The 15858-nt window shown below is 43.6% G+C and carries 17 protein-coding genes; all 17 read right to left on the reverse strand.

Annotated elements, in window-relative coordinates:
• Positions 1-47: 47 nt before the first annotated feature.
• Entirely contained in the window at positions 48-1712 is a 1665-nt protein-coding gene (locus EWM62_RS16540) for a UxaA family hydrolase (RefSeq protein ID WP_129877786.1), read from the reverse strand.
• Positions 1713-1879: 167 nt separating this feature from the next.
• On the reverse strand, positions 1880-2707 hold the full coding sequence (locus EWM62_RS16545; RefSeq protein WP_129877787.1) for an OmpA/MotB family protein: 828 nt from the start codon (positions 2705-2707) through the stop codon (positions 1880-1882).
• A gap of 18 nt (positions 2708-2725) precedes the next feature.
• The gene (locus EWM62_RS16550; protein WP_129877788.1) at positions 2726-3388 is read right to left on the reverse strand and encodes a DUF2461 domain-containing protein; all 663 of its coding nucleotides are present in this window, start codon (positions 3386-3388) and stop codon (positions 2726-2728) included.
• 68 nt (positions 3389-3456) lie between these two features.
• On the reverse strand, positions 3457-3732 hold the full coding sequence (locus EWM62_RS16555) for a hypothetical protein (RefSeq protein ID WP_129877789.1): 276 nt from the start codon (positions 3730-3732) through the stop codon (positions 3457-3459).
• Positions 3733-3741: 9 nt separating this feature from the next.
• Positions 3742-4317 carry a DUF420 domain-containing protein gene (locus EWM62_RS16560; protein ID WP_129877790.1) on the reverse strand — a complete coding sequence of 192 codons (576 nt, stop codon included), beginning with the start codon at positions 4315-4317 and terminating at the stop codon, positions 3742-3744.
• A gap of 89 nt (positions 4318-4406) precedes the next feature.
• Positions 4407-5105, reverse strand: a complete 699-nt coding sequence (locus EWM62_RS16565) for an SCO family protein (RefSeq protein WP_129877791.1) — start codon at positions 5103-5105, stop codon at positions 4407-4409.
• Positions 5105-5452: a cytochrome C oxidase subunit IV family protein gene (locus tag EWM62_RS16570; RefSeq protein ID WP_129877792.1), complete on the reverse strand. Its 348-nt coding sequence runs from the start codon at positions 5450-5452 to the stop codon at positions 5105-5107. Before EWM62_RS16570 ends, EWM62_RS16565 begins: the two co-directional genes overlap by 1 nt.
• Before the next feature lie 20 nt (positions 5453-5472).
• A complete protein-coding gene (locus EWM62_RS16575; protein WP_129877793.1) occupies positions 5473-6192 on the reverse strand; it encodes a cytochrome c oxidase subunit 3 in 720 nt (239 codons plus the stop codon).
• 6 nt (positions 6193-6198) lie between these two features.
• A complete protein-coding gene (locus EWM62_RS16580; protein WP_238989376.1) occupies positions 6199-6783 on the reverse strand; it encodes a cytochrome c oxidase subunit 3 in 585 nt (194 codons plus the stop codon).
• A complete protein-coding gene (gene cyoE / locus EWM62_RS16585) occupies positions 6780-7649 on the reverse strand; it encodes a heme o synthase (RefSeq protein ID WP_129877794.1) in 870 nt (289 codons plus the stop codon). The genes EWM62_RS16580 and cyoE overlap by 4 nt, the downstream gene beginning before the upstream one ends.
• Positions 7646-8707: a COX15/CtaA family protein gene (locus EWM62_RS16590; RefSeq protein WP_129877795.1), complete on the reverse strand. Its 1062-nt coding sequence runs from the start codon at positions 8705-8707 to the stop codon at positions 7646-7648. Before EWM62_RS16590 ends, cyoE begins: the two co-directional genes overlap by 4 nt.
• 108 nt (positions 8708-8815) lie before the next feature.
• Positions 8816-10594: a cytochrome c oxidase subunit I gene (locus tag EWM62_RS16595; protein WP_394342866.1), complete on the reverse strand. Its 1779-nt coding sequence runs from the start codon at positions 10592-10594 to the stop codon at positions 8816-8818.
• A 133-nt stretch (positions 10595-10727) separates the two neighbouring features.
• A complete protein-coding gene (locus EWM62_RS16600) occupies positions 10728-11927 on the reverse strand; it encodes a cytochrome c oxidase subunit II (RefSeq protein WP_129877797.1) in 1200 nt (399 codons plus the stop codon).
• A 48-nt stretch (positions 11928-11975) separates the two neighbouring features.
• Complete coding sequence (locus tag EWM62_RS16605) at positions 11976-13244, reverse strand: quinol:cytochrome C oxidoreductase (RefSeq protein ID WP_129877798.1); 1269 nt, start codon at positions 13242-13244, stop codon at positions 11976-11978.
• Positions 13245-13256: 12 nt separating this feature from the next.
• The gene (locus EWM62_RS16610) at positions 13257-13832 is read right to left on the reverse strand and encodes a c-type cytochrome (protein ID WP_317127823.1); all 576 of its coding nucleotides are present in this window, start codon (positions 13830-13832) and stop codon (positions 13257-13259) included.
• Positions 13825-14361 (reverse strand): DUF3341 domain-containing protein, encoded by a 537-nt coding sequence (locus tag EWM62_RS16615; RefSeq protein WP_129877800.1) that lies wholly within the window; start codon positions 14359-14361, stop codon positions 13825-13827. Before EWM62_RS16615 ends, EWM62_RS16610 begins: the two co-directional genes overlap by 8 nt.
• Before the next feature lie 2 nt (positions 14362-14363).
• Complete coding sequence (gene nrfD, locus EWM62_RS16620; RefSeq protein WP_129877801.1) at positions 14364-15836, reverse strand: NrfD/PsrC family molybdoenzyme membrane anchor subunit; 1473 nt, start codon at positions 15834-15836, stop codon at positions 14364-14366.
• Between the last annotated feature and the right edge of the window lie 22 nt (positions 15837-15858).

The following is a 15858-nucleotide window of genomic DNA, read 5'->3' on the forward strand; positions in this document are numbered from 1 at the left end:
AAAGAAGAAAGATAAAAGCTTCGGACTTTCAACTTTCTGCTTTTAGCTTACAATGACACCCCTCTTTTCCAGGGGATAAAATCGTCTTGTCCTAATATTACCGCTTTGGGCTGCTTAAGGCCGCTGGCTACCTCTATCACATAATCCAGCATCCGGGTGGCCGATTGCGCGATGGTTTCCTCCCCCTCGATAATGGTACCGCAATTCAGGTCCAGTATATCGGGCATTTTGTTGAACACTGCTGTATTGGTAGCTATTTTGATGACCGGCGCAATAGGGTTACCCGTAGGCGTGCCCAAACCTGTAGTAAACAAAACCACGTTAGCGCCCGATGCTACTTCGGCAGTGGTGCTTTCCACATCGCTGCCGGGTGTGCATAATAAGTTAAGCCCGGGTTTGGTTACCTTTTCGGGGTAATCCAGCACATCAGTAACCGGCGAGGTGCCGCCTTTTTTTGCCGCTCCTGCAGATTTTATGGCATCTGTGATCAACCCGTCCCGGATATTGCCCGGCGATGGGTTGGCGTAAAAGCCTGAGCCATCCGCCTCCGCACGCGCATTGTAGGTTCGCATCAGGTCCATAAACTTCAGCGCTTCGGCTTCATCTGCACAGCGGTCGCTCATTTCCTGCTCCACACCGCAAAGCTCGGGGAACTCGGCAAGGATCACGTTGCCACCGAGGCCTACCAGGATATCCGACAGGTAACCCAACGCAGGGTTTGCCGAAATGCCCGAAAACCCATCCGAGCCACCGCACTCCAGCCCAATACAGAGCTTTGATAAAGGCGCGGGTTGGCGCTGTTGTTGGTTAGCTTCCATCAGCCCGGCAAAAGTTTGTTTAAGGGCTTCGTGCAATAGCTTACTTTCGGTACCAATTTTTTGCTGCTCCAGCATTACCAGTGGCTTGCTGAAGTTAGGGTCACGTTTTTGGATCTCGGTTTGTAAAATACCCGCCTGCGCATGCTGGCAACCCAAACTAAGTACCGTTGCACCTGCCACATTGGGGTGGGTGATGTATCCGGCCAGTAAACCGCACAAGGAATCGCTATCGGTACGGGTGCCGCCGCAGCCCATGTCATGGTTCAGGAATTTTATCCCGTCTATATTTTCGAATAGTTTTTTAGTGGTTTGCGCTTCGGGCGATAGCTGCAGGTCGGCCTGTAAAATATCGGCCGCCGTTTTGCCCGAACGGTACATTTCTACCAGGTTATCAACCTCGCTTTCGTAACCGCGTGGTTTGGCAAAGCCAAGCTTGGCCGATAGGGCTTCCTTTAGCACGTTGATGTTCCTATTCTCGCAAAAAACCAGCGGGATCACCAGCCAGTAATTGGCCGTACCCACCGAGCCATCCGCGCGGTGGAAACCCATAAATGTTTTATCGCGATAAGCATCGGCAGCAGCCGGTACTACCCAATTTGTTTTACGGCTGCCCAGTTTAAAATCGTCCGATGCGTGTTTAATATTATTAACCGTTAGGGCGGTGCCCTGCGGGATGTGCTCGCAGGCCTTACCTACCAATACCCCATACATATGAATAGGCGCTTCGGGTTCCAGCGCGGCAATGGTGAATTTGTGCTTGGCTTCAACCGGGGTATGCAGGGTAAAGGTATGCCCACCAAAGTTTATTGGTGTACCAGCGCTAAGGTTGGTTAACGCCACCAGCACATTATCGGCCGGGTGTATCTGTATGTAGGTATGTTTTTCTGCAGGCATAGCTTATGGGTAAGCTTATAAATGGTTTCCGTTTTACGAATATAGAAAAGCTTATAATTATTTAATGTAAAAATTACGTTTAATGTAAAATAATGTGGACAAAAAAAATCCCCCACAAGGTGAGGGATTTGCTATGATGGATTATCTTACTGAAAAGATGGATTATTTTATTTACTGATCAAATTATACAATTCATCCAGTTTTGGCGACAGTACAATTTCAATACGCCTGTTCCTGGATAGTGCCTCGGGTGTGTTGGCGGTATCGATCGGCTGGAACTCGCCTTTACCGGTAGCGGTTAACCTTTTAGGGTCGATGTTCTCGGTCTCGGTTAAGTAACGGGTAACCGATGTAGCGCGCAGTACACTCAGGTCCCAGTTATCTTTTATCTGGCCAAGGTTTTTTATCTTCTTGTTATCGGTATGGCCCTCAACGGCAATATTGATATCGGCCTCTTTGTTTAGCACGGCTGCCAGTTGCTTAAGCGCTTGTTTACCCTTCTCGTCTATTACAATACTACCCGACGGGAACAGCAATTTATCTGTTAACGATACATAAACCTTACCATTACGGATATCAACCGTAAGCCCGCTTTGCTGGAAACCAAGCAATGCCTTTTGCAATTTTTCCTTCAGCGCGTTTGTGGCTTCATCGCGTTTGCGCAAAATCTCTTCCACCTCTTTAAGGCGTGCTTCGCGTTTTTGCAGGTCGGTAGATAGCTGGCTTACCTTTGATGAGCTGGCATTGTAGTTTTTATCAAGGGCGTTATATTTATCATTTAGTCCGCTGTAATTACCTTTTAAGGTCGCCAGTTCCTGGCGGATGCGCGAAGTATCGGCTATCAGTTGTGATACCTGCTCTTCTAACGTGGCGGTACGGGTAGCCAATGAATCGCGCTCGGCTAATAATGCCTTATGCTTTTTAGGCGACATGATGACGCACGATTGCAGCGCGGAAACCAGGAGAGCGGCTAACAATAAGTGTTTAAATTTCATGATATGTAGATTAATAGGTTAAGCAATAGCATTCTTCAGGAAAATATTCAGGGGGTATAGCTTGCTGCAAATATCAACTATCAGCCCGGCAGCATCTTTAGATATTACTTCCTTATCCTTTAAGGGGTGAGAAACGATAAAGCTTTTCAACTTCAGCAGATCGATATTCTCGTTATCCGCGTCGTAGCCTTTTGGTGTTGTTTTCAGCTGGTCCTGCGCCCTGAAATCGCCAAACAGTTTTACAAATCCCTTATCGTTAATTATCCTTTTTAGATCGTTTGCATTATAGTCAATTTCCTGGCGGATGGCTTTCAGGTGTTCGGCTTCGGGCATCCAGTAACCGCCGGCTATAAATGATTTACCCGGCTGGATCTGCAGGTAATACTCTACCCCGCCCAATTTAGAGCCCTGGGTTGGCAGGCTTATGCCAAAATTATTTTTATATGGTGTTTTGTTTTTGCTGAAGCGTATGTCGCGGTAAATGCGCATTACACATTTTTTGGGATCAAGGTCGGCGCTAACGCTGGGGTCAACTTTATGCAGTTTGGTGATGACATTGGCCGCAAGGTCAATCACATTTTCGCGCGCCTTGTCGTATCTTTCTTTATTAGCCTGGAACCACTCCCTTTTATTGTTATCAACAAGCTCTTTTAAAAAATCAAGCGTTTGGGATTGTATCATCCAAAAAATCTCTTTTATTTTAAGCCCACAGCAAGTTCCACCATGAACTATGATCTATGAACCTTTAACTAATTTAAATTAAGCTTTTCGCTGCGGATATTCAGTTCAACATCTTTACGTCGATATTTTTTATACCAAATGTAACCCGCAACGGCAACGGCCAGGTATGGTGCGGCCAGCAGGTACATAATGCCATTATTTAAACCATTGGTTGTTTTTGCGCCGCTTTTCGCATTTGTTTCCACATTAGACGCACACATGGCACATTGCGCTTTTACAGGTACAACACTGCATACCAGCAAACCCATAACCAAAACGATATATACAAACTTTAATTTTTTCATGTAAGTACTTTAAAAATGATAGTACGGCCTGATCATCAAATATACAACAACACCCGATACTGTAACGAATAACCATATAGGAAACGCCCATCTTACCAATTTCTTATGTTTTTGCACCTGCATTTGCAGGCCACGGTAAAAACTTAACAATATTAATGGTAAAACGCCTGCCGCAAGTATAATGTGGGGCACCAAAACGGAGAGATAGATCGTCCTTAAGCTACCTGCAGCTGCACGCTCGCTGTCAGAAAGAATGCCGTCGCCATTTGCATCGCCGTAAATAGTATCGCTACGCATTAAGTAATGAAATAAGATGTATGATACCAGGAACAACGATGACAGGCAAAAGGTTGTTATGTTCAATCGTTTATGAATGGTGATCTTCCCTTGTTTAATAAAGTATAATGATGTTAGCAGTAGTATACTGCATGTACCGTTAATAAAAGCATTGAGTAAAGGCAGATATGGCGTAAATGCCGGCGGCGTAGCGGGGCCGGGTATCAGGTGGCGGTTAAGTACAATAACTACGGTGATAACAAATATGGTTACACCGGTAACAAATCTAAATATGAATTTATCGGTCATTTTGTTGAGTATGGATTAATGACAAAAGATCAAGCACTAACTGGATTAAACAAGCTCCTGTCTTTCGCCAGCAATCTTTGTTCTTGTATCTAATACAACGCTTTATCAACCTTGCGTAATTCTTCGGCTATCAGCACCTTTATCTCGTCGTTAAGCTTAGTGATTTCTGCGGCATTGGTGCCATTATAATAGCCCCTTATGCGTTTTTCGGCATCTATCAGTATCAATTTGTCGCTGTAAATAAAATCGTCCTGGCTTTTTTGCACGGCATTCACCAAAAAGCCGTTGCGGGCCAGGTTGTAAGTTGTAGCAGTATCGCCAGATAAAAAAAGCCATTTATTGGTCGCCTCAAATTGCGAGCTATACTTTTTTAAAACCGGCGGCGTATCCCGTGCCGGGTCAACCGTTATAGATGTAAAGTAAACCATCGGGTTTTTGCGGTAGGCGTATACCAGTTCGCTGATGTTTTTATTTACCGTGGTGCAAATTTGCGGGCAGTTGGTATAAAAAAAGCTGGCTACAAATAACTTTTTATCAAAGTTTTTGAAGGACACCTGCCTGCCGTTCTGGTCCACCAGGTTAAAATCGCCCAGCTTATGGTAAATGGTATCGGGGATGTATTTGCCGTGAAACTTATGCCCCGTTTTGGCAACCACTTTTGGCCCATAAAACGATAGCGGCTTGTACCTGTTTTTACCCTTGGCGGTTAGCAAATAATATAAAAATCCCGGTAACGCTAATATCATTACCAGGATCACTATTTTTTTCAGGACGTATCCTTTACGCATTATGCCCTAAGGTCTATCCAGTAATGGCTTTCGTTTGTAAGCACTAATATCAAGCCTATAATAAATAATATAGGCACTATAATACACAAGGCTAACCCAATTCGCTCGAATTTTAAGTGCATGAAATATGCAACAATGTAAAAAGCTTTAAATAGAGTTAAAACTATGTAAATAGGATTTGCATAATGCAACGGGATGTAGTTTGATGGCACTAACCAAAGTGCAATAATAAACTCCACAACCGTTATACCCAATAATATCAGGAATACATTTATGATTTTTTTACGGGTCATTCCTTCGCCGTGGCCGTGCTCATCGTGATGAACTTCTGCTGATTCTGATGACATATGTTTATCAGTTAAATTTTTTAAACTAAGTAAAAGAAAGTAAATACAAACACCCAAACAAGGTCTACAAAGTGCCAGTAAAGGCCAACTTTTTCGATCATTAAATAGCTGCCGCGTTTTTGGTATGTACCTGCCAACACGTTTATGGTGATAATGATATTGATAATAACACCGCTAAATACGTGAAAACCGTGGAAGCCCGTTATGGTGAAAAATAAATTTGCGAATTGCTGGGCGTATGTACCATAAGTTGCTTCGGCCCCTCCCTTAAATAAGTGCTTCAACTCTTCCATATTAGGGATACTACCCCACCAAAAACCTTCGTGGTGCAGGTGTGTCCACTCTAATGCCTGGCAGCCTAAAAAGGTAAAGCCCCCAATAATAGTTGCTATCATCCACCAAAACACTTCTTTTTTTGCCATACGATGGCCCGCCTCTACCGCTAATACCATTGTAACCGAGCTAAGGATGAGGATAAACGTCATTAAACCCACAAATACAAGGGGTTTGCCGCTGTCATACAAGCCGGGTACCGATTGGAAAACCAGATCGGGCGCAGGCCAGCTGCTTGAGCTAAAACGCAATGAGCCATAGGCAATTAGCAATGACGAAAAGGTAAACGCATCCGAAAGGAGGAAAAACCACATCATCATTTTACCGTACTCAACATTAAACGGAGATTTACCTCCAGACCACGGCGTGGTTTTTACTTCATCAATAGGTGATAATTGTGCACTCATGAGTTTTTATTGTTGGTTCAAAAGTAAAAAAACATACAGATAAATCCATATAATATCGACAAAATGCCAAAAAATAGAAGACATCTGCATACTGTATAAATTTCTAACCTGCTCTATACTGCGGTAACAACGCCAAAGCGTATTACCCAATAACAGCAAGCCGGCTAAAATGTGTAGTAAATGCATCCATATAAATACATATACGAAAGATTGTGTTGCATTTGGATTGGAAAAATAAACGCCCATACCGGGTAAAAGTATAAGCCAGGCGTATACCTGTATCGCGAAAAAAGCAACGCCTAAAAGTATGGTTAATAACAGGTATAACCGTTGCCTGCCGTACTGCAGGGCCTTTGCAGCCCGCGAGGCCATAAACAACGTAACACTGCTTAATACCATTACAGCAGTACTGTAAAGAAAAATATCAGGCAGTTTCATACCCATGGTGTGGGCTTTGGTACCGCCTATGTAAACTATAAAACCACTGGTTAACGCCGCAAAAAACATAAACGATGTGAATATGAAGATCCACATGTTGAATTTTTTGGGTGCCAGGTTCAATCTATCTTCTTGCTGTAACTGAGACATCATTTTCCAATAAAATCAAATAAAAACATTAGCTGCACAACCGGCAGGTAATAAAACGATCCAAACATTAACTTACGGGCGCTGCTTATTTCGCGCGTGCGCATTAAGTTAAATGCCTGGTATATAAATATTAAACTCATTAATAGCGATACTATTGCCAAAACAATACCGGCGTTATGGTTTAAATAGGGCAACAAGCTTACAGGCAATAATGCCAATGTTGTTACAAAGGTGATAATAGCACTTGTGCTATCGCGCTTGCCCGATGGCAGCAGCCTAAAACCCGCCAGTTTATAGTCATCATCCAAAACCCAGGCAATGGCCCAAAAATGCGGAAACTGCCATACAAACTGTATAGCGAATAATATAAGCGCTATCTCGTCAATTTTGGGGTGGGCCGCCACATAACCAATAAGCGGTGGCAATGCGCCCGGTATAGCCCCTACAAAAACCGCTATGGGCGATTTACGTTTTAAGGGTGTATAAGCAAAGGCATACAATATAACCGAGAATATAGATAAGAACCCTGTAGTGGGGTTAAGCTTGCCTAATAAATAGGTGCCCACTATGGCCATTAATAAGCTAAGCACAAGCGCCTGTCCGTTAGTCATGCGGCCAGATGGCAGCGGGCGGTCTGATGTACGGGTCATCAGGCGGTCAAGGTCCTTTTCAATGATCTCGTTAAAGCCGTTTGCCGCCGATGTTACCAGGAAACCTCCAACTATCAGCATCAGCCAGTTGCTCCAAAACTCATGGCTGCTCCAATCAATAGGCCCGTTAACTTTACTACCTATAACAAATGATATAGAGGCCGAAAAAACCACCAGCAGCGTTAAGCGTAATTTTACCAGCTTTATAAAATCTTTCATTTGCCTGCCCCCTGCACGTTTACCGAACTAAATAAATTCAACAATAGATAAAACTGGGCTCCAAATAATAAGCTTGCCAATATTATATGTGATGCCTGTGCAAACGGCGGCAACGCCCAGTACGATAAAAATATGCCGGTTACTATTTGCAGCATTATCATTAAAAAGTTAAAGCTCATTAACTGCTGCTGTATAGAGTGCCTGTTAAACCCTTTACGTATCAGTACATATAATACCAGGTTTGCAAGTAATACTATTACAGCTACATCCCTGTGCTGTGCAAATATATCGCCGGCACGGGTTACCCAGCTTTCGCGGTAGCTGCCCTCTAAATGGCTTGCAACGGCGTCAATCTTCTCGCGCACCTCGGTACCAAATGTTATCTGTAATATGCTTAAGGCTAAAACCACAATAGTAACAATGGCCACTAATGGCTTACGCTGTACTTTGTACCTGCCCTGTACCCTGGCCATATGATAGGTTGCAATACTAATGGCCAATATAGCCAGCGCTATAAGCATGTGCACGGTAACTATCCAGGCAACTAAATTTGTTGATACCACTATTGACCCCAGCCATCCCTGGAAACCAACCAGTACAAGGTTAAATATGCTTAATGACGCTATCAGCTTGCTGCTTTTCCAATATTGAAAAGAAAACACAGCGCAAAGAAATAATAACACGCCCGAAAGAGCGCCTATTAGCCTGTTCACATACTCTGTCCAGGTGCGGGCACTGTTAAATTCTTCGGGCACCAGTATCGATTTGTCGTTACGGATGCGCGTTGCCAGTTGGCTGTATCCAAAAACATCAAGCATTTTTGCAAACTTTTGATTTTTAGCCAGGCGTTTATCTGCATAAACCTTTTTGTAATTAGCGGGCAGCTCGGATATGCTGGTTGGCGGCACATAACGGCCAAAACACTTAGGCCAATCGGGGCAGCCCATACCCGAACCGGTACTGCGCACAACCCCACCGGCCAGTATCAGCACAAAAAGCACAATGATAGTTATGAGGTTAACTTTTAGAAATGTATTGCCGGGTGCTTTTATGCTCATCTTCTAAACTAAACAATTTGAAAATTTGATGATTTGAAGATTTGAAAACTTATTTTCAAACTGCTTAATTTTCAAACTTTCAAATTGCTTAATTTTCAAATTAAGGTATTACTTTACTTCTTCGTTACTCTTTTGAGTATTTGCCCATTTAGTATGTTCCTCTAAACCTGTAGGGTTATCCTCAAAATCATGCGGAAGGTTTGAGCTCATGGTTTGTGAAAGCGGAACCGTTTGTGGTATAAAATCCTCTTCGGCGCCAGGCTTGCTGTAATCATATGGCCAACGGTAAACGGTTGGGATCTCGCCCGGCCAGTTACCATGTAAATGCTCAACAGGTGTGGTCCACTCCAGGGTATTTGAGTGCCATGGGTTTTGCGGCGCTTTTTTGCCCCAGAATATAGAGTGTATAAAGTTAAACAGGAATGCTACCTGCGCTACAGCCGACATAATTGCCGCCCATGTAATAAATGTATTTACAGATAACCACTGTTTCATCGATTCAAACTCGGTGAATGCATAGTAACGGCGTGGTACACCATCTAAGCCCATAAAGTGCATTGGGAAGAACACCAGGTAAGCGCCAATAAACGTTAACCAAAAGTGCAGGTAACCCAAACGCTCGTCCATCATGCGGCCAAACATTTTAGGGAACCAGTGATAAACACCCGCAAGCATACCAAATATAGCAGCCGAACCCATTACCAGGTGGAAGTGGGCAACCACAAAGTAAGTATCGTGCAGGTTGATATCCAGCGCGGCGTTACCCAGGAATATACCGGTTAAACCACCGGAGATAAAGAACGATACCATCCCGATAGCAAACAGCATAGCTGATGTAAAACGGATGTTACCACGCCACAAGGTAGCCAGCCAGTTAAATGTTTTTACTGCCGATGGTACCGCGATGATGAGCGTGGTGATCATGAACACACCGCCCAGGAACGGATTCATGCCCGTTACAAACATGTGGTGGCCCCATACAATAAACGATAGTACGGTAATACCTATAAGCGAGTAAACCATGGCGTGGTAACCAAAAATTGGCTTACGCGAGTTTACCGACATAACTTCGGACGAGATACCCATCGCAGGCATAATTACAATGTACACCTCGGGGTGGCCCAGGAACCAGAACAAATGCTGGAACAGTATAGGGCTACCGCCTTCGTAAGGCTGTACCTGCGTACCGTTCAGCACGATATCTGAAAGGTAAAAGCTTGTACCAAAGCTGCGGTCAAATATCAATAGCACCACACCGGCAACAAGTACCGGGAATGATAACACACCCAATATAGCGGTAAGGAACAGCGCCCATACCGATAGTGGCATTTTCCAAAGGTCCATACCTTTGGTACGCATGTTTAATATAGTACTTACATAGTTTATACCTGCCATTAACTGCGATGCAATAAACAGTACCATACTTATTAACCAAAGCGTCATACCCATACCAGATCCCGGCATGGCTTTAGGCAGTGCTGATAAAGGCGGGTATATTGTCCAGCCACCGCTTGCAGGGCCTTTTTGTACCAGGAACGATGAAAGCATAATAACACTGGCCAAAAAGAAGAACCAGTACGAAAGCATGTTCATGAAAGGCGAAGCCATATCGCGTACACCCAGTTGCAATGGTATCAAAAGGTTGGCAAAAGTACCGCTCAAACCTGCGGTTAGTACAAAAAACACCATTATGGTACCATGTATGGTAACCAGCGCCAGGTAAAAGTTAGAATCTAAACGCCCGCCCGGTGCAAAACGGCCTAATAATGTTTCCATTAATGGGAACGATTTTTCAGGGTAAGCTAACTGGATCCTGAACAGAACTGATAATATCATGGCGATAAAAGCCATTGTAATACCTGTTATAAGGAATTGCTTGGCAATCATCTTGTGATCCTGACTAAAAACGTATGTGTTCAGGAACGTTGCTTTATGATGATGTTGTCCGTGATCGTCTTCGTGATGAACTACTCCGTGATCTTGAACTGATAATGTTGACATACTCGCTAATCTTTTTGTATTAATTGTTTAACGCTAACCTGTTTGGTTGTACTTCTTTTTTCTCTGCAGCAAAATTCAAAGATTTTTTAACCTTATCTGTAAGATATGGCTTTTGCTGCGCTATCCATCCCTGGTATTCGGCCTCTGTAACCACACGTACAATTTTTTTCATGTTGTAGTGCTGGCCGCCACAAATTTTGTTACATAAAATCTCGTACTCGAAATTTGGTTTATTCAATTTTATGCGCATTTCTGCGGTAGTAATGGTTGGCTTAAATTTAAAAAAGGTAGGCAAGCCCGGTACCGCGTTCAATTGTACACGGAAATGTGGCATATAAACGCTATGGATAACATCCTGAGCGTGTATGTTTAACCTGATTGATTTACGCACCGGTATAACCATGGTATCGGCCTGTAAATCGTCGTAACTGTATTTATCCTTAAAGTTGATACCTAATTTATTTATACCGGTTACCAGTTTATAGTTGGTGGCACCTAAACGGGCATCTTTACCGGGGTAACGCAGTTCCCAGGCAAACTGGTGGCCTGTAATATCGATATTGATAGAAGCCGGCTCGCCTTTGGCATCAACGTTATCGGTGATTTTTTGCCAGGTAAAGAAACCGAATATAACCAGTATGGTTAAAACAATAGCCGGGGCAATTGTCCATACTTTTTCAATAGTATTGTTGTGCGGTAAGAAATGGCCGCGGCGTTTTGCATTATAACGGTACCTGAACAGGAAGGTGAACAGCAGGATCTGCGTAATTACAAACACTATCATGGTTAGCACAGTGGTTGTCCAAAACATTTCGTCTATCTTAACACCATGCTCTGATGCAGCATCGGGCAGTATCATGGCGCCGTGAACTTTAAATTCCCAGTACGCGGCGTATCCGCCTGCAATAAGGAATATAAGGCAGCAAATGCCCATTACATTGTTCCAGTTTATAGGCTCTTTACCTTGTATTTGCTGGGTTAGGTCAAATACCCTTAGTATTTTACCAACAATTCCAATAACAAAGCATACGATAAGGAAAAGAAGGATATAGTAACCGGCAGTAGCCAAACCGTTATCCTTAACTGCATCGGCAGCAGGCGATGCGGTAGCCCCGGCTGATTCTGTACCCTGGGCAAAAAGCATGCTTGTGCCCAAAAGCATAAACACAGCTAAAAGCGAAAGTATTTTTTTAGAACTAATTAAATTTTTGAATCCCATTTTATTGGTTATTTGAATTGCTGTATCCGGTTGCAAATTTAACAATTATTATATGTGATGATGCAGGCTCTCTTCTAGGAACGGGTGTTTTTTAGGTATCAGCGAAGTAAACTTGCTTAACTGGGTAAACACTAAATAAGTAAAGGTTCCTGCAAATCCTACAAACACGCCTATTTCTTCAACACCAAAACCTGCGCCTTTAGGGCCAACAGTACCCGGCATTATCATCAGGTAATAATCAAGCCAGTGGCCCACTATCAGTACAATACAGGTCCATTTCATGCGTACTTCTAAACGCTTTGCATCACGCGACATTAACATCAGCAACGGGGCCAGGAAGTTTAGCGTAATATTTACCCAAAACCACCACTTAAATTCGGGCTCCCACCTGATATAAAAGTAAGCCGACTCTTCGGGAATGTTTGCGTACCAGGTAAGGAAGAACTGCCCAAACCATACGTATGTCCAGAAGATAGAAAAACCGAAAATGATCTTACCCAGATCGTGCAGGTGATCTACCGCTAACCAGCCCATATAGCCTTTTTTGCGCACATATATAATAATAAGCGCTATCATGGCAACGCCCATTACGTGTGCCGCGGCAAGGTTGTACCAACCAAACATGGTAGAGAACCAATGCGCTTCTAACGACATGATAACCCCAAAGGCAAATAATGGGAACGTAAAGCCAAACAGTACTAAAAATATAACCGATAGCTTAAAGTTCTTTTTATAATTTACCATGTTACCGGTAGTATCTTCATCGTTAGAGTTTTTAGCTATCGACCAGCCTAAAAAGCTGTACGACCCTAATAAAACGATCAGTAACGCATAAAACGACGGGATGCTTAGGAAAGCAGATTTACCCGCTATTATAGCATCATAATTTTCGCTGCCCATTATGGTAAGGCCGTGTGCGGCCCAGTGTGCATATAAATATGGTACAAGTTCTTTTTTACCGTCTTCACCAACAATTTCGTGGGTTTGGAACAACCCTGCAGTAACTACTATAAGTAAAATAAGGCTTGCAAATGGCAATACTTTAGCCAGCGCCTGCGGCACCCTTAATAAAGCAGCCGACCAGCCAGATTGCGATACGTACTGGTACGCGCTAAAGAATACACCACCAATGCAGATACAAACAAAGTAGTACGACATTAGCAATAAGTTGCTGTATGTACGCTGGATGTGCTCGCCGCCTTCAAATACAAAACCAAAAGCTATAGCTAAAACACCAATTACAATTGCAACCAGGCTAAATGTTTTCAGTTTGCCGGTGAATTCAAATCTTTCTTCAAAACTATTATGAGTTTTCATTAAAATTAATTCTTATAAATTTTGTAAATGGTGTACATACATAACTATCTTCCAGCGTTCTTCGGGTGCAACTTGCGACGCGTAAGAACCCATCGCATTAACACCGTAAGTTATAGTATGATAGATTTTCCCGTCTGTAAGATCTTTCATTGCGCCACCGCGAGACGACTGCCCTTTTGAGTATGACGGCGGCGGCGGGTAACCGTGCTGAACTACCAAACCATCGCCCTGCCCGGTTATGCCATGGCATGGCGAGCAAAAAGTTGTAAATAACGCCTTACCTTCTGCTAAATGTGCAGGGGTTTGTGCAATAAGGCTGGTTACTTCAAGGCCTGCTTTTTCGTAACCATCTTTAGTGTTCGGGTAATCAAAACGTTTAAACCCGATAGGTGTAGTACCGGCCGGCGGCAACTGTGCTGTTTTACCGTCCTTAAAGTTTGGATTGGCCTGGTCAGGGTCAAACGCGGTATGCTCGTACATATTGGGAGCGTATTCCCAACCGGTACTGCGCTTATCCTTACACGATGTAATTACTATCGATGCAGCGATAACGAAAACCGTTGTGCCCAATATTCTAAATTTATTCATAGCTAACATATTTCCTTTCGTTATGCTTTACTTCTACTGCTCCTGCTTGTTTTAATAAATTGGTTATATCCTCATGCGGAACGTTCCCTTTAGCGCTAACCGCTATAACAAAACGGTCGTCGGTTGCGCGCAGGTCCATTACACGCGGGGCGCGGCCCGGGAATAAATGCGTTGCGGCAAAAAAGGTTATCGTCATACCAAAAGCGGTAAATAAAATGGTCCACTCAAAGGTAAAAGGTACAAAGTTTGGTATGGCAAAGCTTGGCTTACCACCTACGTTCATTGGCCAATCGTGTACCAGCATGTAATAGATCATGCTGAATATTACGGTACCGCCAAGGCAACCAAAGCAGAATGCCGCGTAACCTAATCTCGAATCTTTAACACCCATTTTGGCTTCGATACCGTGTATAGGCATCGGTGTGTAAACATCGTAAATAGGGATACTATTTTTCTGCAGATTATCGATACCCTGCATCATATCGTCAGGATCATCAAAAAGGCCTAATATAAATTTAGTGTTGCTCATTTTTATACTTTTTCGTAATCAGCCATGTCTACGCTATCATACTTAGTTAACGACTCTTTGTAATATTGAACTTCGGCCGGTTCAAGGTGGCCTTCGTCAATAAGTTTTTTCTTGGCCTGCTCGCTCGATGATTTTAGCAGTAATTTCACCTCGGCAATTGCAACCGATGGCAACACCCTGATAAATAACAGGAACATGGTAAAGAATATACCGATAGAACCGATGAATACGCTCACATCTACCCAGGTTGGATAAAACATTGCCCAGCTCGACGGAATATAATCGCGATGCAGCGAGGTTACGATGATCACGAAACGCTCGAACCACATCCCAATGTTCACGATGATAGAGAAGCCCCACGAAAGCGCTATATTGGTACGTACCTTTTTAAACCACATTACCTGGGTCATGATAACGTTACAGCCGTACATCATACAACCGGCCCACCAGTATGGCCCTATAAACCTGTTAAGGAAAGTATATTGCTCGTATTCGCTGCCAGAGTACCAGGCGATGAAGAACTCGGTAAGGTACGCCACACCTACAATTGAACCTGTTAACAAGATGATCTTGTTCATCGATTCGATGTGGAACATGGTGATGTAATTTTCTAAACCCAATACTTTACGGGTAACCAGCAACAGTGTTTGCACCATCGCGAAACCAGAGAAGATAGCCCCTGCAACAAAGTACGGAGGGAAAATGGTGGTGTGCCATCCCGGTACCAGCGAGGTGGCAAAGTCAAATGATACAATGGTGTGTACCGATAGTACCAGTGGCGTTGCTATACCTGCAAGTATAAGTGATACGGTCTCGAAACGCTGCCAGGTTTTTAAAGAGCCTGTCCAGCCGAAAGACATGATCGAATAGATACGGCGGCGTAAGCCTGTTGCGCGGTCGCGGATGGCTGCAATATCGGGTAGTAAACCTGTGTACCAGAATAATAATGATACCGAGAAATATGTTGATATCGCGAATACGTCCATCATAAGTGCCGAGTTCCAGTTTACCCATAACGAGCCGTACTGGTTTGGCAGTGGTAAAGTAAAGTAAGCTAACCACGGGCGGCCCATGTGCGCAACAATGTACGTAGCCGCGCAAATTACCGCGAAGATGGTCATCGCTTCGGCCGAGCGGTTGATGGAGTTACGCCAGTTTTGGCGGAACAATAGTAATACAGCAGAGATAAGCGTACCGGCGTGACCAATACCCACCCACCATACGAAACCTGTAATATCCCAGGCCCAGCCAATTGTTTTATTTAAGCCCCATGCGCCTAAGCCAAACCAAAAGGTATAGCTGATAGCTACTACCCATAACAGCGAGCCTAACGAGGCCACTGTAAAGCCTATCCACCAGGCTTTATTGGGTTTATTTTCAACAGGCAACAATATATCGTTAGTAATTTGGGCATAGGTTATATCCTTGCCCGTCATTAACGGTTCCCTGATTATCGATTCGTTGTGAGATGCCATATGTTATATATCTCTTGTATAA

This window comes from Mucilaginibacter terrigena (genome assembly GCF_004168255.1).
Lineage (GTDB): Bacteria > Bacteroidota > Bacteroidia > Sphingobacteriales > Sphingobacteriaceae > Mucilaginibacter > Mucilaginibacter terrigena.